Annotated in this window: 18 protein-coding genes; 6 read left to right on the top strand and 12 right to left on the bottom strand. The window is 70.9% G+C overall.

Translation table 11 applies throughout. The features are described 5' to 3' along the window. Nucleotides 1-51 precede the first annotated feature (51 nt). The 3 genes from CP976_RS11255 to CP976_RS11245 all read left to right on the top strand — a co-directional run bounded on the left by CP976_RS11255 (nt 52) and on the right by CP976_RS11245 (nt 2,708). Entirely contained in the window at nt 52-1,053 is a 1,002-nt protein-coding gene (locus tag CP976_RS11255; RefSeq protein WP_150480225.1) for a TerC/Alx family metal homeostasis membrane protein, read from the top strand. A 129-nt stretch (nt 1,054-1,182) separates the two neighbouring features. Then, entirely contained in the window at nt 1,183-1,485 is a 303-nt protein-coding gene (locus tag CP976_RS11250) for a hypothetical protein (RefSeq protein WP_150480224.1), read from the top strand. 122 nt (nt 1,486-1,607) lie between these two features. Continuing rightward, complete coding sequence (locus tag CP976_RS11245; RefSeq protein ID WP_150480223.1) at nt 1,608-2,708, top strand: calcium:cation antiporter; 1,101 nt, start codon at nt 1,608-1,610, stop codon at nt 2,706-2,708. A 93-nt stretch (nt 2,709-2,801) separates the two neighbouring features. Here the strand turns inward: CP976_RS11245 and CP976_RS11240 are convergent, their stop codons facing one another. Both CP976_RS11240 and CP976_RS11235 read right to left on the bottom strand, forming a co-directional pair. Next, nucleotides 2,802-4,109, bottom strand: a complete 1,308-nt coding sequence (locus CP976_RS11240) for an MFS transporter (protein ID WP_229875806.1) — start codon at nt 4,107-4,109, stop codon at nt 2,802-2,804. A 60-nt stretch (nt 4,110-4,169) separates the two neighbouring features. Then, a complete protein-coding gene (locus CP976_RS11235; RefSeq protein ID WP_150480222.1) occupies nt 4,170-5,216 on the bottom strand; it encodes a S66 family peptidase in 1,047 nt (348 codons plus the stop codon). A gap of 103 nt (nt 5,217-5,319) precedes the next feature. Between CP976_RS11235 and aroQ the strand changes: the two genes are divergently transcribed. Then, the gene (gene aroQ, locus CP976_RS11230; protein ID WP_086599349.1) at nt 5,320-5,793 is read left to right on the top strand and encodes a type II 3-dehydroquinate dehydratase; all 474 of its coding nucleotides are present in this window, start codon (nt 5,320-5,322) and stop codon (nt 5,791-5,793) included. 51 nt (nt 5,794-5,844) lie between these two features. On the opposite strand, the gene CP976_RS11225 is transcribed toward aroQ, so the two are convergent. From CP976_RS11225 to CP976_RS11205, 5 genes are all read right to left on the bottom strand, one after another. Beyond that, a complete protein-coding gene (locus tag CP976_RS11225) occupies nt 5,845-6,597 on the bottom strand; it encodes an amino acid ABC transporter ATP-binding protein (protein WP_150480221.1) in 753 nt (250 codons plus the stop codon). Further along, nucleotides 6,594-7,496, bottom strand: a complete 903-nt coding sequence (locus CP976_RS11220; protein ID WP_150480220.1) for an amino acid ABC transporter permease — start codon at nt 7,494-7,496, stop codon at nt 6,594-6,596. The genes CP976_RS11225 and CP976_RS11220 overlap by 4 nt, the downstream gene beginning before the upstream one ends. Further along, entirely contained in the window at nt 7,493-8,371 is an 879-nt protein-coding gene (locus tag CP976_RS11215) for an ABC transporter substrate-binding protein (protein ID WP_150480219.1), read from the bottom strand. Before CP976_RS11215 ends, CP976_RS11220 begins: the two co-directional genes overlap by 4 nt. 437 nt (nt 8,372-8,808) lie before the next feature. Further along, nucleotides 8,809-9,465, bottom strand: a complete 657-nt coding sequence (locus CP976_RS11210) for an MBL fold metallo-hydrolase (protein WP_150480218.1) — start codon at nt 9,463-9,465, stop codon at nt 8,809-8,811. A 35-nt stretch (nt 9,466-9,500) separates the two neighbouring features. After that, nucleotides 9,501-10,190, bottom strand: coding sequence for a maleylpyruvate isomerase family mycothiol-dependent enzyme (locus tag CP976_RS11205; protein WP_150480217.1), 690 nt, complete (start codon nt 10,188-10,190; stop codon nt 9,501-9,503). Between the two features lie 224 nt (nt 10,191-10,414). Between CP976_RS11205 and uvrA the strand changes: the two genes are divergently transcribed. Continuing rightward, a complete protein-coding gene (gene uvrA / locus CP976_RS11200; RefSeq protein ID WP_150480216.1) occupies nt 10,415-13,438 on the top strand; it encodes an excinuclease ABC subunit UvrA in 3,024 nt (1,007 codons plus the stop codon). Nucleotides 13,439-13,518: 80 nt separating this feature from the next. Here uvrA and CP976_RS11195 read toward each other — a convergent pair whose 3' ends face one another. After that, on the bottom strand, nt 13,519-14,070 hold the full coding sequence (locus CP976_RS11195; RefSeq protein WP_150480215.1) for a YceI family protein: 552 nt from the start codon (nt 14,068-14,070) through the stop codon (nt 13,519-13,521). 101 nt (nt 14,071-14,171) lie between these two features. Between CP976_RS11195 and CP976_RS11190 the strand changes: the two genes are divergently transcribed. Then, on the top strand, nt 14,172-15,032 hold the full coding sequence (locus CP976_RS11190) for a helix-turn-helix domain-containing protein (protein WP_150480214.1): 861 nt from the start codon (nt 14,172-14,174) through the stop codon (nt 15,030-15,032). A gap of 51 nt (nt 15,033-15,083) precedes the next feature. On the opposite strand, the gene CP976_RS11185 is transcribed toward CP976_RS11190, so the two are convergent. From CP976_RS11185 to CP976_RS42865, 4 genes are all read right to left on the bottom strand, one after another. Then, nucleotides 15,084-15,989, bottom strand: coding sequence for a carbohydrate kinase family protein (locus CP976_RS11185; protein WP_150480213.1), 906 nt, complete (start codon nt 15,987-15,989; stop codon nt 15,084-15,086). Then, nucleotides 15,986-17,068 carry a LacI family DNA-binding transcriptional regulator gene (locus CP976_RS11180; RefSeq protein ID WP_150480212.1) on the bottom strand — a complete coding sequence of 361 codons (1,083 nt, stop codon included), beginning with the start codon at nt 17,066-17,068 and terminating at the stop codon, nt 15,986-15,988. Before CP976_RS11180 ends, CP976_RS11185 begins: the two co-directional genes overlap by 4 nt. A gap of 123 nt (nt 17,069-17,191) precedes the next feature. Continuing rightward, a complete protein-coding gene (locus CP976_RS11175) occupies nt 17,192-18,139 on the bottom strand; it encodes a hypothetical protein (protein WP_150480211.1) in 948 nt (315 codons plus the stop codon). Between the two features lie 257 nt (nt 18,140-18,396). Continuing rightward, the gene (locus CP976_RS42865) at nt 18,397-18,558 is read right to left on the bottom strand and encodes a hypothetical protein (protein ID WP_167537322.1); all 162 of its coding nucleotides are present in this window, start codon (nt 18,556-18,558) and stop codon (nt 18,397-18,399) included. Between the last annotated feature and the right edge of the window lie 24 nt (nt 18,559-18,582).

The raw sequence follows: 18,582 nt of genomic DNA, 5'->3' as shown, positions 1-18,582 counted from the left end.
CCTCCGGCAGCGACGACGCTGACATTTGCCGTTACGACTGCCGGAGGCGCAGTGGATGTTTCCGTGACCCTATGGGTCCTGACGATCGTGGGGCTCGCAGCCCTGATCGCGGTCGACTTCTTCATCGGCCGCAAGCCGCACGACGTATCGATCAAGGAAGCCGGGATCTGGACGGTCGTCTGGATCGTCCTGGCCGCGCTCTTCGGGCTCGGCCTGTTCATGTTCGGCGGCGGCCAGCCCGCCGGCGAGTTCTTCGCGGGCTTCATCACCGAGAAGTCGCTGAGCGTCGACAACCTCTTCGTCTTCGTCCTGATCATGGCGAAGTTCGCGGTGCCCTCGCAGTACCAGCAGCGCGTACTCCTGATCGGTGTCCTCATAGCCCTGGTCCTGCGGGCCATCTTCATCGCCGCCGGCGCCGCGATCCTCGCCAGCTTCTCGTGGGTCTTCTACCTCTTCGGCGCCTTCCTGATCTGGACCGCCTGGAAGCTGATCCAGGAGGCCCGGGCGGAAGAGCAGGACGAGGAGTTCGAGGAGAACAAGCTGCTCAAGGCCGCCGAGCGCCGTTTCGGTGTGGCCGACCGCTACCACGGCACCAAGCTGTGGATCCAGGAGAACGGCAAGCGGGTCATGACCCCGATGCTGGTCGTGATGCTCGCGATCGGTTCCACGGACGTGCTGTTCGCGCTCGACTCCATCCCGGCGATCTTCGGCCTGACGCAGGACCCCTACATCGTCTTCACGGCCAACGCGTTCGCCCTGATGGGTCTGCGCCAGCTGTACTTCCTCATCGGCGGCCTGCTGAAGAGGCTGGTCCACCTCAGCTACGGCCTGTCGATCATCCTGGGCTTCATCGGCGTGAAGCTGGTGCTGCACGCGCTGCACGAGTCCGGCGTGCACGTCCCCGAGATCAGCATTCCGGTCTCGCTCGGCGTGATCTGCGCCGTCCTGATCGTCACCACGATCACCAGCCTGCGGGCTTCGAAGAAGCAGGCGGCGGCCGAGGCGGCGCAGGCGCAGAGCGGCGGCGCTCCGAAGGACAGCATCGACGTCTGACCACGTCGGGCGCAGGAACAACCACTACCGGGACCGGCGGTCGGCGAATTGCCGACCGCCGGTCCCGGTGCTTGCTTGTTCTTGAGCGCGTTCCCCGGCCCGGGGACGCCGTGGCCGGCTGGAGGTGCCATGAAGTTCGTGCAGATCATCGACTTCGAGACCGAGCGCTTGGACGAGATGGAACAGATCTTCGAGGAGGCGGGGAGGCGCTTCGCCGGCCGGTCGGGCGGCCCCAGGCAGCGCATGCTTCTGAAGGACCGTGACAATCCGCTCCGCTATCTGGCGCTGATCGAGTTCGACTCCTTCGAGGAGGCCATGCGCAACAGCAACGACCCCGAGACCAGCAGGATGGCTGAGCGAGTGGGCGCGCTCTGCATCGGCGAGCGGGTGTACACCAACTGCGACCTCGTGGACCAGCGCGAACTCGCGTAGCTCCACGGTATTTGTGCTCGCGTAGCCCCGCTGCACGTGTACTCGCGTAGCCCCGTGGCACGAGTGAAGGGGCCCCGCACGACCGGAGTGCGGGGCCCCTTCACGTCTGCGACGATCACTGCATGATCGCTCGGCGTGGGCCGCTCGCGGCACAGTGGACGACCCTGGTGCCCCTGCTCGCGGCCGTGCTGCTGGTGTTCACCTGGGGGCGCGATCTGCCGGTCGCGGTCGTCGCGCTGGCGACCCTGGTCCTCGCGGGAGCCGTCCTGGCCGCCGTGCACCACGCCGAGGTGGTGGCCCACCGGGTCGGCGAACCGTTCGGCTCCCTCGTCCTCGCCATCGCTGTCACGATCATCGAGGTCGCCCTCATCGTCACCCTGATGGTCGACGGCGGGGACAAGAGCTCGACACTGGCCCGGGACACCGTTTTCGCAGCCGTGATGATCACTTGCAACGGCATCGTCGGCCTCTGCCTTCTGGTCGCCTCCCTGCGGCACGGCACGGCCGTCTTCAACCCCGAGGGCACCGGTGCCGCACTCGCGACCGTCGCCACCCTGGCCACGCTCAGCCTGGTCCTGCCGACGTTCACCACGAGCAAGCCGGGCCCGGAGTTCTCCACCGTTCAGCTGACCTTCGCCGCGCTTTCCTCACTGGTCCTGTACGGGCTGTTCGTCGCGACGCAGACCGTGCGGCACCGGGACTACTTCCTGCCGATCACCCGGCACGGCGAGGTGATCACGGCGGAGGAACACGCGGCGGCGCCGACCGCCCGTACGGCCCTGATCAGCCTCGGGCTGCTCGGCCTGGCGCTGGTCGGCGTGGTCGGTCTGGCCAAAGGGGTGTCGCCCACCATCGAGTCAGGAGTGGAGGCCGCCGGGCTGCACCACGCCGTCGTCGGTGTGATCATCGCGCTGCTGGTGCTGCTCCCGGAGACCATCGCCGCGCTGCGCTCCGCGCGACGCGACCGGGTGCAGACCAGCCTGAACCTCGCCCTCGGCTCGGCCATGGCCAGCATCGGCCTGACCATCCCAGCGGTCGCGCTCGCGTCCGTCTGGCTGTCCGGCCCGCTGGTGCTCGGCCTGGGTGCCACGCACATGGTGCTGCTCGCCCTCACTGTGGTGGTGGCTTCGCTGACCGTAGTGCCGGGCCGGGCGACGCCCCTCCAGGGCGGGGTCCATCTGGTGCTGTTCGCGGCGTATCTGGAGCTGGCGATCAACCCGTAGCCGCTCATCGTGAATGCGCGTAAACGCTCGCGCAAGCGATGACGCGCACCACCGTAACGCTCGCGCAAGCGATGACGCGCACCACTGCCAAGGTCAGCCCGAGGCAGGCTCCGCAGCCGCCACCACCGGCGCCGGGCGCGTCTCCGGCAACAGCGCGAAGCACCCCAGGCTGAACAGCGCGATCGCCGTCAGATACGCGGCCACGCCCCAGGGCACCCGCCCGCTCTGCTCGGCCAGCGCCGTCGCCACGATCGGCGTGAGCGCGCCCCCGAGGACGCCGCCGAGGTTGTACCCGACCGCCGCGCCCGTGCAGCGCACCCGAGGCTCGTACAGCTCCGGCAGATACGCGGCGATCACGGCGAACATCGTGATGAACGCGAGCATCGCCCCCAGGAAGCCTAGGAACATCGGCAGCGGCGCGCCGGTGGCGAGGAGCGCGACCATCGGGAACATCCACAGGGCGGCGGCCGCGCACCCGGCCAGGCACAGGGGACGCCGGCCGTACCGGTCCCCGAGCAGCGCCACCAGGGGCGTGAGCGCGCCCTTCACGACCACCGCGGCCATGATGCAGGTCAGCATGACGCTGCGGCTCACCCCGAGCCGTTCCGTCCCGTAGGCGAGCGACCAGGTCGTCACGGCGTAGAAGATCGCGTAGCCGATCGCGAGCGCCCCGCCGGTCAGCAGGAGCAGGCGCCAGTGGTCGCGCAGGACCTCGACGAGCGGCACGCGCGCGTGGTCGTCGATCTGGAGGAAACTGGGGCTCTCGGTGAGCGACGAACGCAGCCACAGCCCCACCACGGCCAGCACCCCCGCCGCCCAGAACGGCACCCGCCACCCCCACGCGGCGAACTGCGCCTCGGACAGCGTCGCCGACAGTCCCAGCACCACACCGTTGGCGAGCAGGAACCCCAGCGCGGGCCCGACCTGCGGAAAGCTCGACCACAGCCCGCGCCGCCCGGCGGGCGCGTGCTCCACCGTCAGCAGCACCGCCCCGCCCCACTCCCCGCCGAGCCCCAGTCCTTGGAGGAATCGCAGCACCAGGAGCAGCAGGGGAGCGGCCACGCCGATCGCCTCGTACGTCGGCACACAGCCGACCGCGACCGTGGAGGCACCGGTCAGCAGGAGGGAGGCGACGAGGACCGGGCGCCGACCGCGCCGGTCCCCGATGTGCCCGAACAGCACCGACCCCAGCGGTCGCGCGATGAAGCCCACGCCGAAGGTGGCGAAGGCGGCCAGCGTCCCCGCCACCGGCGAGAAGGTCGGGAAGAACAGCGGCCCCAGGATCAGGGCCGCCGCGGTGCCGTAGACGAAGAAGTCGTAGAACTCGATGGCCGTGCCGGCGAGCGAGGCGGCCGCGAGGCGCGGCATGGAGGGGGTCTTTACGGTGCGTACGTCGTGCATGCCGCGTCAACTACCCACAGTGACGGTGGGTTACGGGGGCGCGTGGAGGCCCCGGGGCACTCAGTACGTGACCGTGATGTGCCGGGCCGGTCCGTCCACGCGCACGGTCCCGCCGTACGGGATCACCAGCTGCGGATCGGTGTGTCCGAAGTCGACGTCGAAGACGATCGTGGCGTCGGGGGCGTAGGCCCGCATGGCGCTCAGGACGGCCTCACGCTGGTCGGACGCGTGACGAGCGGCCTCCTCCGGGCCGTTGGGCCGCTCGAAGGACCAGGTCTTCGGGCGGCCCATCAGGAGGGCCGAGAAGCGCTGGAGCAGCCCGCGTTCGCCCATGTTGCGCAGGGTGCGGAAGACCTCCGTGGCGCTCGGCATCTCCTCAGAGGTCTCCAGGAGCAGCACACCGCCGTCGTGCTCGGAGAGGTCGTGCGCGATCTCGCGGTCGGCCATCAGCAGCCAGCCGAGGATCTCCAGGCAGCCGCCCCAACTGCGGCCCTCGACCACCCGGTCGGCGTTGACCCAGGTCCAGCCGGTCCCGGGCCGGGTCTCCGGTTCCACGTCGAAGGTCGCCGGATCCGCCCAGTCCCGGTCGACGTCACGCCACCGCTCGGCGGGCCGCAGCTCGTACGGGCCGGAGGTGAACAGGGCGGCGCGCAGGGACTCTGCGGTCTGCGGGTGCATGGCCCCCGGGCGGCCCAGCTCGCACATCACCCTCGTATCGTGAAAGGCGACGACGCCGCTGTTGTGGAGGTAGGCGAGCAGGTTCGTGTTGTCGCTCATCCCGAAGAACGGCTTCGGGTTGGCCCGGATCAACTCCCGGTCCAGCAGCGGCAGCACGGTGATCTGGTCGTCCCCGCCGATCGACGCGATGACCGCCTTGATGCCGGGGTCGGCGAAGGCCGCGTGGATGTCGTCGGCCCGCTCCTGGGGCGTGGAGCCCATCTTGCGGGTCGCCGGATACTCGACCGGCTCCAGTCCGTACTCCTTGCGCAGCCGCTCCAGGCCCAGCTCGTAGGGGAGCGGTAAGAGCCCGGGCAGGCCGGAGGAGGGCGAGAGCACGGCGATGCGGTCACCGGGGGACGGCCTGGGCGGGTAAGAGGGGCTCGTCATGCCGGGAGGCTAGGGCCCGGCGAGCTGTCGGCGCACCGTGATAAACCGGGTCCGAGCAGCGGTCCGCCACGGGCCGCCCGACCTCGAACGGACCGGAGGAACCGTGCCCCGCACCCTGGCCAACGCCCCGATCATGATCCTCAACGGCCCCAACCTGAACCTGCTCGGCCAGCGGCAGCCGGAGATCTACGGCTCCGACACCCTCGCCGACGTCGAGGCCCTGTGCGCCAAGGCGGCGGCCGCGCACGGCGGCACGGTCGACTTCCGCCAGTCCAACCACGAGGGCGAGCTCGTGGACTGGATCCACGAGGCGCGGCTGAACCACTGCGGCATCGTGATCAATCCGGGGGCCTACTCGCACACCTCCGTCGCCATCCTGGACGCCCTCAACACCTGCGACGGCATGCCGGTGTTGGAGGTCCACATCTCCAACATCCACAAGCGTGAGTCGTTCCGGCACCACTCCTACGTCTCGCTGCGTGCCGACGGGGTCATCGCGGGCTGCGGGGTGCAGGGGTACGTGTTCGGCGTGGAGCGGGTCGCGGCGCTGGCCGGGGCGGGGCACGCGGACGCCTGAGGTCTTCTGCGACCGTCCTGCTCAACGATCACAATTGTCCCGTCTCCACGACTACAACCGCCCCGCCTCCATGATCCGCCGCAGGAAGCGCCGCGTGCGCTCCTGCCGTGGTTCCCCGAAGACCTGCTCCGCGGTGCCGCGTTCCAGCACCACGCCGCCCTCCAGGAAACACACCTGGTCGGCGACCTCCCGCGCGAAGGCCATCTCGTGCGTGGCCAGCACCATGGTCATGCCCTCGTCCTTCAGATCGCGGACGACGGTGAGGACCTCGCCCACCAGCTCGGGGTCGAGGGCGGCGGTGATCTCGTCGAGCAGCAGCAGCCGGGGCCGTACGGCCAGGGCACGGACGATCGCCGCCCGCTGCTGCTGGCCGCCGCTCAACCGGTCCGGGTACTCGCCCGCCTTCCCCCCGAGCCCGAGCCGCTCCAGCAGTTCACGCGCGCGTGCCTCGGCCTCGGCACGCGGCACACCGTGCACGCGGCGCGGCGCGAGCGTGATGTTCTCCAGGACCGTCAGGTGCGGGAAGAGGTTGTAGGCCTGGAAGACCACGCCGATCCTGCGGCGTACGGCGTCCTGGTCGACGCGTGGGTCGGTGATCTCCTCGTCGTCCAGCCAGATCGCCCCGTCGTCGATCTCCTCCAGCAGGTTCGCGCACCGCAGCAGCGTGGACTTGCCGGAGCCGGAGGCGCCGATCAGCGCGGTGACCGTGTGCGGGGCGACCTCCAGGTCGATGTCCCGCAGCACCACCGAACCGCCGAAGGTCTTGCGGACGGACTCCATGCGCAGCACGGGCGCGTCGCTCATGTGATTCCTCCCTGGGCCCGCCGTCGGTCCATCCGTGCCGTCACCCAGTCCGTGAAGCGGGTCATGGGAATGGTCAGCGCGACGAAGACCAGACCCGCGACGATGTACGGCGTGTAGTTGAGGCTGCGGCCCACGATGATGTCGGCGGCCCGTACGGCGTCCACCGCACCGCCGATCGAGACCAGCCCGGTGTCCTTCTGGAGCGACACCAGGTCGTTCAGCAGCGGCGGCACCTGGCGGCGCACCGCCTGGGGCAGTACCACGTACCGCAGCGCCTGCCGGTTGCTGAGCCCGAGCGATCGGGCCGCGGCGCGCTGCGAGGGGTGCACGGACTCGATGCCGGCCCGGAACACCTCGGCGACGTACGCCGAGTACGTCAGGGTGAGCGCGGTGCCGCCGAGGACTACCGGGTCGACGGTCACGCCCTGGAGCCGCAGTGCCGGGACGCCGAGGACCACGATCATCAGGTTGATGATGAGTGGCAGGCCCCGGAAGAAGTCGGTGTACGCGGCGGCCAGAACGCGCAGGGGGAAGAACACCGGGCCGCGCAGCGTACGGGCCACGGCGATCAGCATGCCGAGGACGAGCACCGCGGCCCCGCACACCAGCAGCAGCCGGACGTTCAGCCACAGGCCTTCGAGGACCTTCGGGAGCGCCTCGCGCGCGTACCCCCAGTCGAAGAAGGTCTCCTTGGTGCGCGGCCAGCCCGGGGCGTTGACCACGACCAGATAGAGGACGGCTCCGGTGACGAGGGTCGAGAGCGCGCCGATCGCCGTGGCGCGCCGAGCGCGGGCGCGCTTGTAGCGCTCACGGTCCAGACGCCGCTGCGACGGCACGTAACCGTCCCGCGCGTCGTGCTCGCCGGAGCCCACCGCGGGCTCCTCCTTGTTCACCGTCACTTGAGCACCGGAGCGTCGACGGCGTCCGACAGCCACTGCTTCTCGATCCTCGCCAGCGTGCCGTCCTCGCGCAGCGCGTCCACGGCCCGTGAGACGCAGGAGGTGAGCGCGCTGCCCTTGTCGAGGACGAGACCGAACTGTTCCGGCGTACCGCCCCGGTTTTCGAACTGGCCGACGATCGTCGCGTCCGTGACCTCGGCACCGGTGATGTAGAAGGCGGTCGGCAGGTCCACGACGATGGCGTCGACCTGGCCGTTCTTCAGCGCTGACTTGGCCTGGTCGTTCTTGGCGAACACGGCGGCCGCCCGCGTGGGCCGCACCACGTCGTCGATGTAGTCGAGGCTGGTGGTGCCGACCTGTGCGCCCAGCTTCAGGTCCTTCAGGTCCGCGACGCTCTTCGCCTTGGCCGCCTTGGAGCCCTTAAGGGCGACGACGGCCTGGCGCACGTCGTAGTAGCCGGCCGAGAAGTCCACGGCCTTCTTGCGCTCGTCGCTGACGGACACCTGGTTGATGTCGAAGTCGAACGTCTTCTCGCCGGGCGCGAAGGCCTTGTTGAACGGGACGGTCTGCCAGACGACCTTGTCCTTGCCGTAGCCGAGTTGCCCGGCGACGGCGTACGCGACCGCCGACTCGAAGCCCTTGCCGCTGGCGGGGTCGTCGTCCTTGAACCACGGCTCGTAGGCGGGTTCGTCGGTGGCGATCGTCAGCTTGCCCCCGGTCCGGGTGGCCAACTTGCCCTTCTCGCAGGTCTTTCCGGCCGAGGACGCGCCGGCCGCGGGCTCCTCCGGCTGCGGCGCACAGCCGACGGCGGCGGCGAGCAGGGCGACGGTGACGGCGGCGGCAGCGCGGTGCAGGGCACGCGGGGCAGGATGCATGGCGCGAGATTGGCAGCAGCCGGTCCCGTTTGTCGAGGTCACGACGGAACGTGCTCACATCGTGGGAGCGGGTGTTGCGTTCTTGTGAACACTCCCTGGCGCTTGCCGAGTTGGGCGGTCGCCGGGGCCGCCGGCCGAGGGCGGGGATCGACAGGCCGGCGGCCCATCCGCCCAGGAGCCGTCATCCTGCGCGGGGCTTCTACCAGTTGACTACGCAACTACATGTAGGGGGAGCGTACGTACGACACCGGCGTGTGCGAACGATTCACACGGGGTGCGTGCGCGGCCCACGGCTCCACACGTGTGCGCCCCGCGCGGACACACGTGTGCGCCCCGCGCGGACACACGTGTGCGCCCCGCGCGGACACACGTGTGCGCCCCGCGCGGACACATGCGTGCGCCCCGCGCGGACACATGCGTGCGCCCCGCGCGGCCCGTCACCATCCGCGCGCGTGCCACTCCGGCAGATGCGGGCGCTCCGCACCCAGTGACGTGTCGTTCCCGTGCCCGGGGTAGACCCACGTCTCGTCCGGGAGGACGTCGAAGATCTTGGTCTCCACATCGTGGATGAGGCTGGCGAACGCCTTGGGGTCCTTGTGGGTGTTGCCCACACCGCCGGGGAAGAGGCAGTCCCCGGTGAACACATGGGGATGCCCATGCGGGTCGTCGTAGACGAGGGCGATCGAACCGGGCGTGTGCCCGACCAGGTGGCGCGCGGTGAGCTCCACGCGCCCCACCCGGATGGTGTCGCCGTCGTCGACCAGCACGTCGGTCCGCACCGGGATGCCGTCGGCGTCGTCCCGGCCCGCGTATGTGCGGGCGCCGGTGGCCGCCACGACCTCGGCGAGGGCCTGCCAGTGATCGCCGTGCTGGTGGGTCGTGACGACGGACGCGATGCCGTCGTCACCGATCATGCCGAGCAGTGTCTGCGCCTCGTTCGCGGCGTCGATCAGCAACTGCTCGTCCGTGGCCCGGCAGCGCAGCAGATAGGCGTTGTTGTTCATCGGACCGACCGCGATCTTGGTGATCATCAGGTCCTTGAGTTCGTGCACGTCGGCAGGTCCGCCGACCGTCACCTGTCCGCTGTACGTCATGTCCGCCAGCCTATAGCGGGGCAGTGGCCCGGACCCTACAGCGGGGGCAGCGCCGGAAGCGGGCCGCCGTCCACCGTCAGCCCGGCTCCGGTACGGCGGCCGGCGAGCCAGCCCAGCAGGTCCGCCGGGGAACCGGTGACGGTCGCCTCGGGCCCGGCGTCCGTCTCCCGTCCCGTGCTCCACGCGCGCGTGCCGTCCGTGAGACGCGTGGGCGGTACGTCGGGACGGCCGGCGAACCGGTCGGCCAGGAAGGCGATCTCCCGCTCGGTGAACTCCGCCGGCAGATCCTCCAGCTCGTACCCGATCCCGAGGTCCACGTGGTGCAGCTCCACCTCCACCCACCGCCGGAACGGCACCCGCGACGCGGAGTCCGTGACCCCGTTGCGCAGCTCCACCGTGCGCGACCAGTCGGCGGGAGCGGCCCCGGTCTCCTGGAAGCGGGCCGCGCTCTCGCGCAGGTCGGCGAGCTGGACGTCGACGGGGCGCGGGGCGTCCTGCTCGATGTCGGCGTCCCGGGCCTCGCCGGAGACGTACATGGGCCGGCCCTCGAGGACGTTCACGAGGGCGTCGGCGTTGCGGGCGAGGTGGGCCAGCACGTGGCCCCTTGTCCAGCCGGGAAGCCGTGACGGCTGCGTCACAGAGGCGTTGTCCAGTTTGCCGACTGCGATGAGCAGCCGTTCTGTAGCGGCATGTACACATGCCAGGTCATGACCGTGATCAATCATGGTGCTGACCCTAATCCCGCCACACCTTCGGGTGAAGGTGGTGAACCAGTACCGGTAATCGAAAGCACGTGCTATATGGTCGGTCGTGACATCGGGCATGCTGGAAAGCCGGGGTTTGTTGGCAACCCGTGAATCCGACCGGGCGTTGTCAGTGGCTCCCTCTAGTCTGAGAAAGCACGGGGGCCCCGCCCCTGTCACTTCTCTCAAGAAAGGTGCGGACCGGCGTGGCCGACCGTCTCATCGTTCGTGGAGCGCGCGAGCACAATCTCAAGAACGTCTCGCTCGACCTCCCGCGCGACTCGCTCATCGTCTTCACGGGCCTGTCGGGGTCGGGCAAGTCCTCGCTGGCCTTCGACACCATCTTCGCCGAGGGACAGCGGCGCTACGTGGAGTCGCTCTCCTCGTACGCCCGGCAGTTCCTCGGCCAGATGGACAAGCCGGACGTCGACTTCATCGAGGGCCTGTCCCCGGCCGTCTCCATCGACCAGAAGTCGACCTCGCGCAACCCGCGCTCCACGGTCGGCACCATCACCGAGGTCTACGACTACCTGCGTCTGCTCTTCGCGCGCATCGGCAAGCCGCACTGCCCCGAGTGCGGCCGCCCGATCTCGCGCCAGTCGCCGCAGGCCATCGTCGACAAGGTCCTGGAGCTGCCGGAGGGCAGCCGCTTCCAGGTGCTGTCGCCGCTGGTGCGCGAGCGCAAGGGCGAGTTCGTCGACCTCTTCGCCGACCTCCAGACCAAGGGCTACTCCCGCGCGCGGGTGGACGGCGAGACCATCCAGCTGTCGAACCCGCCCACGCTGAAGAAGCAGGAGAAGCACACCATCGAGGTGGTCGTCGACCGCCTCACGGTCAAGGAAGGCGCCAAGCGCCGTCTCACCGACTCCGTCGAGACCGCCCTCGGCCTGTCCGGCGGCATGGTCGTGCTCGACTTCGTCGACCTCCCCGAGGACGACCCCGAGCGCGAGCGCATGTACTCGGAACACCTGTACTGCGCGTACGACGACCTGTCCTTCGAGGAGCTGGAGCCCCGCTCCTTCTCCTTCAACTCGCCCTTCGGCGCCTGCCCGGACTGCTCCGGCATCGGCACGCGCATGGAGGTCGACGCGGAGCTCATCGTCCCGGACCCGGACAAGAGCCTCGACGAGGGTGCCATCCACCCCTGGTCGCACGGCCACACCAAGGACTACTTCGGCCGCCTGATCGGCGCACTCGCCGACGCCCTGGGCTTCCGGACGGACATCCCCTTCGGGGGCCTCCCGCAGCGCGCCAAGAAGGCCCTCCTCCACGGCCACAAGACCCAGGTCGAGGTCCGCTACCGCAACCGCTACGGGCGCGAGCGCCGGTACACCACGGCCTTCGAGGGCGCCGTGCCGTTCGTCAAGCGCCGGCACAGCGAGGCCGAGAGCGACGCCAGCCGTGAGCGCTTCGAGGGCTACATGCGCGAGGTGCCCTGCCCGACCTGCGAGGGCACACGCCTGAAGCCGATCGTCCTCGCGGTCACGATCATGGACAAGTCCATCGCGGAGGTCTCCGCGATGTCGATCAGCGACTGCGCGGACTTCCTGAGGGAGCTGAAGCTCAGCGCCCGCGACAAGAAGATCGCCGAGCGCGTCCTGAAGGAGGTCAACGAGCGGCTGCGGTTCCTCGTCGACGTCGGTCTGGACTACCTCTCCCTGAACCGCGCGGCCGGCACGCTGTCCGGCGGCGAGGCCCAGCGCATCCGCCTGGCCACCCAGATCGGCTCCGGCCTCGTCGGCGTGCTGTACGTGCTCGACGAGCCGTCCATCGGCCTGCACCAGCGCGACAACCACCGGCTGATCGAGACCCTGGTCCGGCTGCGCGACATGGGCAACACGCTCATCGTCGTCGAGCACGACGAGGACACCATCAAGACCGCCGACTGGGTCGTCGACATCGGCCCCGGCGCCGGTGAGCACGGCGGCAAGGTCGTGCACAGCGGCTCCCTGAAGGAGCTGCTCGCCAACGACGAGTCGCAGACCGGCCAGTACCTGTCCGGCAAGAAGGCCATCCCGCTGCCCGGCATCCGGCGCCCGATCGACCCGTCCCGGCAGCTCACGGTGCACGGCGCCCGGGAGAACAACCTCCAGGACATCGACGTCTCGTTCCCGCTGGGCGTGTTCACCGCCGTCACCGGCGTGTCCGGCTCCGGCAAGTCGACCCTGGTCAACGACATCCTGTACACCCACCTGGCCCGCGAGCTGAACGGCGCGAGGAACGTACCCGGGCGGCACACGCGCGTGGACGGCGACGACCTCGTCGACAAGGTCGTGCACGTCGACCAGTCGCCCATCGGCCGCACCCCGCGCTCCAACCCGGCCACGTACACCGGCGTCTTCGACCACATCCGCAAGCTGTTCGCCGAGACCACCGAGGCGAAGGTCCGCGGCTACATGCCGGGCCGCTTCTCCTTCAACGTCAAGGGCGGCCGCTGCGAGAACTGCTCGGGCGACGGCACCATCAAGATCGAGATGAACTTCCTCCCGGACGTCTACGTCCCGTGCGAGGTCTGCCACGGCGCCCGGTACAACCGGGAGACCCTGGAGGTCCACTACAAGGGCAAGTCCATCGCCGACGTCCTGAACATGCCGATCGAGGAGGCCACGGAGTTCTTCGAGGCGGTCCCCGCGATCTCCCGCCACATGAAGACCCTCAAGGATGTCGGCCTCGGCTACGTCCGGCTCGGCCAGTCCGCGACCACCCTGTCCGGCGGTGAGGCCCAGCGCGTCAAGCTCGCCAGCGAGCTCCAGCGCCGCTCCACCGGCCGCACGGTCTACGTCCTGGACGAGCCGACCACCGGTCTGCACTTCGAGGACATCAGCAAGCTGCTGACGGTCCTGTCCGGCCTCGTCGACAAGGGCAACACGGTCATCGTCATCGAGCACAACCTCGACGTGATCAAGACCGCCGACTGGGTCGTCGACATGGGCCCCGAAGGCGGCGCCGGCGGCGGCCTGGTCGTCGCCGAGGGCACGCCCGAGGAGGTTGCCGCCGTCCCGGCCAGCCACACCGGCAAGTTCCTGCGCGAGGTCCTCGGCGCCGACCGGATCAGCGACGCGTCCTCGGTGAAGCCCCCGCGCAGGACGGCGGCGAAGAAGACGGTCCCGGCGCAGACCAGGGCGACCAGGGCCGCCACCGGGACGGTCAACAGCACCGCGGCCAAGAAGACAGCCGCGAAGTCCACGAAGGCCGCCGCGAAGAAGACGACGCGGACGACCAAGGGCTGACCGGCCGAGGGCTGACGGCTTACGCCGACGCGCCGTGGCCCACAGGAGCTTCCTGTGGGCCACGGCGCGTCGTTGTGCGGTCAGGCGTTCTTCGGCTCCACGAACTGCATGTCGAGCTGGATCTTCACCACTTCCCCGAGCAGCCCGGGGGCGAAGTCGAGCCCGAACTCGCTGCGCCGGATCTCGCCCGTCGCCTCGAAGCCGGCATGCCGGCTGCCGTCCATGGGCACATCGACCAGCCCGCCGAACTCCACGGCGAGCGTCACCGGACGGGTCACCTCGCCGATGGTCAGCTCGCCCTCCATCGTCCAGTCCTCACCCGCACCCGACACACGGGTCGAGCGGTACGTCATCGTCGGGCGCTTCTCGACGTCGAGCAGGTCGGAGGCGCGTACATGCGCGTCCCGGTCGGCGTTGCCGGTGTCGATCGAGGCCAGGTCGACGGTCGCGGAGACCCGCACGTCCTCGACGCGCTCCCCGACGAACAGTTCGGCCTCCAACCGCTCGAAGCGCCCCCGCACCTTGGCGATGCCCAGGTGACGGACGGTGAAGCCCACGGAGGAGTGGAACGGATCGAGGGCCCAGTGCCCCGGGGCCAGCGGCAGGGCGGTGGTGGCGGTGTCATTCGTCATGCCCTCCACCCTGAAGGCTGCGCGCGCCCTGAGGGAGACCGGCCCGAGCCTAGTAGTGACGGGGCCACCCTCCGCGCCCGCGGGCGCTGTACGTTCGGCGGGTGAGCGACAACGAGTTGGGCACGTTCCTGCGCACCTGGCGCGAAGCCGTCACCCCGGCCGAGGCGGGCTTGCCCGCCGGCCCCCGGCGCCGCACCCCGGGCCTGCGGCGCGCCGAGCTGGCCACCCTCGCGGGCATCAGCGTCGAGTACCTCACCCGGCTGGAACAGGGACGTGACCGCAACCCCTCGGCCCAGGTGCTCGGCGCCCTCGCCGACGCCCTCAACCTCTCCCTCGCCGACCGGATGCTGCTGCGCCGCCTCACCAAGGAGGCCAACGGCGGCGACCCGCTGGTCTGCGCGGCGGCCCCGTCGCTCAGCCACACGGCGCGCCCCACCGTACGGGCCGTGCTGGACCACCTGGAGCCGGCTCCCGCGCTGGTGGTCAACTGGATCGGCGACGTCCTCGCCCACACGGCCGGTTACGAACGCCTGGCCGGCCCCCTCGGCCTGCTCGACGACGAGCGCCCCAACCTGCTGCGGTACCTGTTCACCGACGAGCGGGCCCGCAGCGCCTACCGCGACTGGGACCGGGTGGCCGACGACCTCGTCGCCCGGCTCCGGCACGGCGTCCCCTTGCGGGACCCGCACCTCGCCGAGCTGGCCGACGAGCTGACGGTGACGGCCGGGGCGGACTTCGCCGACCGGTTCGCCGACCTGGCCGCGGCACCGCGGCGGACGGGCTCCCAGCACATCGAGCACCCCGAGGCGGGATCGCTGCGACTGCTCCACGAGACGTTGGCACTGCCCGACGAAGGCCAGCGCGTGATCGTCCACCTGCCCGCGGACGAGGCCACGGCCACCGCCCTGGACCGCCTCAACGGCCGTCGTCCCGGGGCGCTGCGGGCCGTGGCGGCCGGCTGAGCGACGCGCCCGGGACGCGGTCCACGTCGTCCGCCCTGGTCGCGGGAGGCGTCAGCCCTCCAGCTCGTGCGCGTACGGCGGTTCGGCACCGGCCCGGGAGCAGGTGACCGCCGCCGCACGGGCCGCGAAGCCCAGCAGCCCCGCCCAGCCTTCCGGCCCCAGAGCGGCCAGCGCCTGCGCGCTGAGCGCGTCGCGCGCCGCGAGCCCGTGCAGCAGCGCCGCGTTCACCGTGTCGCCCGCGCCGATCGTGTCCACGACCTCCACCCGCTCGCCCGGCACCGCGTACTCGCCGCCGGCGGTGAAGGCGGTCAGCCCGTCGCCGCCCCGGGTGATCACGACCGCCGCGGGGCCGGCGGCCAGCCACTCCTGGGGCGTGCCGCCGAGCCACTGGGCGTCCTCCTCGGACAGCTTCAGCAGCGACACCGACGGCAGCCAGCTCTTGAACCGCGCCCGGTAGGCGTCCGCGTCCGGGATCAGCCCGGCCCTGATGTTCGGGTCCAGCGCGGTGAACACGCCCTGCGCGGCCGCCGCACGCATCAGCTCCTCGTAGGCGCTCGCCCCCGGCTCCAGCACCAGCGAGCAGGTCCCGAAGGAGACGGCCCGGGTGCCGGGCGGCAGCGCTGAGGGCGCCGTGAACAGCCGGTCCGCCGTCCCGTCGACGTAGAAGGAGTACGCCGCCGAGCCGTCCGCGCCGACCGTGGCGACGGCGAGGGTCGTGGGCTCGGCGCCGCGCTGCACCGACGACACGTCCACCCCGGTCTCCCGCAGCCGGTCCAGCAGGGCCTCCCCGAAGGCGTCGTACGACACCCGGGAACAGAAGGCGGCGGGCGAGCCGAGACGGCCCAGCGCCACCGCCGTGTTGTACGGGCCGCCGCCGAGCGCCGGCTGGAGTGCCGCCAGGGCACCCGTGCCCCGCGGTACCAGGTCGATCAGTGCCTCACCGGCGACGACGATCATGCGACGGTTCCTCTCTCGGACTGCGCGGGCTGCTCAGGCTGCTCAAGCCGCACGGACCGCCCCGGCTCCTCGGGGCAGCCGCACGACGTGCGGTGGACGAAGGTGCAGGGGAGCCGCACGGTCCGGGCGGGCCGGTCCGGCTCGGCGAGACGCTCCAGGAGCACGCGTACGGCCCGGGCGCCGATGTCCCTGCTGGGCTGCGCGACGGCGGTGAGCCGGGGCGAGAACAGGTCCGCCCAGGCGAAGTCGTCGAAGCAGCACAGCGCGATGTCGCCGGGCACGGACAGGCCGTGAGCGCGCAGGGCCCGCAGCGCCCCGATGGTCATCGCGTTGTTGCCGGTGACCAGCGCGGTGGGCGGCACGGCGAGGGACAGCAGGGCGGCGGTGGCCTGTTCGGCGCCGGCCGACTCCGAGTCGCCGTGCACCAGGAGCCGTTCGTCGTACGGCAGCCCCGCGAACGCGAGGCCGGTCCGGTAGCCGGTGATCCGCTCGCTCGTGGTGCTGAGCCCCGGCCGTCCCGCCACCAGCCCGATCCGGCGATGGCCGAGACCGGCGAGATGGGCGACCAGCCGGGACATCGGTTCGGCGTTGTCGGCGCAGACCTGGTCGAAGCGCGGTCCGCCGTCCGGCACGTCGACCAGCCGGTCGAGGAACACGGCCGGCACTTCGTGCCGCCCCAGGTAGGCGAGCAGTCCGCGCGGATCCGCGGAGGGCGCGACGATCATGCCGTCCACCCGGCGTTCGTGCAGCAGCCGGACGACCTTGCGTTCGTGCTCCGGGTCGTCGTGCGGGTCGGCGATCAGGAGGCTGTAGCCGTGCTCCAGGGCGCCGGCCTCGACGCCCTGGAGGATCTCCGTGAAGTACGGGTTGCTGATCGCCGACACCGCCAGCCCGATGGACCGGGTGCGGGCGGTCACCAGGGAACGAGCCAGCGTGTTCGTGGTGTAGCCCAGCTCCTCCACGGCGTCCAGAACCGCCTGGCGGGTGTGCGGCAGCACCGGCCGGGTGCCGTTCAGGACGTGCGAGACGGTCGCCACGGAGACACCGGCGCTCCGCGCGACGTCGGCCATGGTCGCCATGGCGCTCCCTCCTCCTCTTCCGGCGGGGAACGTATCGCATCCGACGCCGGACGTAAACGCTTGCGCAAGCGTTTACGTCTGATCACCGCCAGGAGCACGTGCGGCGGGCACAGGTGAGGCGCGCTACTCCCAGTCCCAGCCGATCCCCAGGAACCCGGTGCGCACCCGTGGCTCGACCAGGTGCACCGACCGGTGCCGTCCGCTCAGTGCCAGGTCCTGGCAGCCGGTGCGCGGGGCCACCGCCGAGTGCTGGGCGAAACGGTGGCAGCGCAGGGGCAGGGCCGCCGCGTCGAAGCACACCTGGAGCGCGTACTGGCCGCCGGGGGAGTCGAAGCCGCGGAGGTACTCGTGCGACACACCCGCCGTGCCGTCCTCGACGCCGAAGCGGAAGAGGAACGTGTCGCCGGCCCGCAGCCGGGTGTCGAAGAGCAGCTCGGCCGCGAGCAGTCCCGTGTCGCCGTGCCAACGGACGCGTCCCGTACGGCAGTTCTCCAGCGCGTGCACCCTCATGCGCTCCGGTACGGCCCCCCGGTCGCCGTGGTGGACGGCCACGAACCGGTCGACACCGTCCCGGTGGGCGCGCACGATGTGGTGCGACTCCCGCTCGGCCAGCTCGCGCCGGGCTCCTATCCGCAGCCGCTCGTGGTGCCCGAGAGTGTGCAGACCGCCGTCCGGCGGGCAGCCCAGTTCGGCCAGCAGCTGGTCCAGGACCCCGGAGGCCTCGACGAGGGAGCGGTAGGAGCGGGCCGCGGACCGCTGCCCGGACGTGCCGTCGCCGGATTCGGCGAGCAGCCGGATCAGCGACTCCTCGGGAAGCTCCAGGATCTCCTCCAGCGCGCGCACGGCCCGCAGCGACTCGGGGCGCTGCGGGCGCCTGGCTCCCTGCTGCCAGTAACTCAGGCTGGTCACGCCGACCTTCACCCCGTGGCGGGAGAGGTGGTGCTGCACGCGTTGCAGCGGCAGCCCGCGGGCGGCTATCGCGGCACGCAGGGCGACGTGGAAGGGGCCGCCTCGCAGAACCGAGTCCAGTTCCGCGGTGGCGACGTCCGCGTGCTGTGGGGCGTGCGGCATGCAGGGGCCTCTCTGTGAGTCGGCGACGGCTGGTCAGACCGTGCGCGCGGGCCGCCCGGGACCGTCCCGCCGGCGCAGGGGAGGTCTTCACATCCGTACGCCGTCGTTCAGGGCCCCGAGTTCCCCCGCATTGAAGCGTGTTGACCTGGTCCCGACAACACCTGATGCCGGACAGTGACGTACTCCCGGCCGGGCCGGTCCGGACATGCGAACGCCCGGGGCGCGCGCCCCGGGCGTTCGCGACAGAGGGTGAGCTTCTAGGAGCGTTCGCCTCGGCCCGGCTCCTCGAGGGCCAGGCGCTTGGCCCGCACTATGTCGGGGTCGCGGGGGTCCAGCGCGTCGCGCAGCGCGAACGGCTCGTCCGCGTACCGGCGGGCTCGGACGGCCCGCCGGCTCTTCTCGATCCGCATCCGCTTCATCTGCGCAGCCCTCCGACCCGTGGC

The sequence above is a fragment of the Streptomyces coeruleorubidus genome (assembly GCF_008705135.1).
In the GTDB taxonomy this organism is placed as follows: Bacteria; Actinomycetota; Actinomycetes; order Streptomycetales; family Streptomycetaceae; genus Streptomyces; species Streptomyces coeruleofuscus.
The sequence above is the reverse complement of the archived record's forward strand: the minus strand, read 5'-3'. Positions and strand labels throughout refer to the sequence as shown.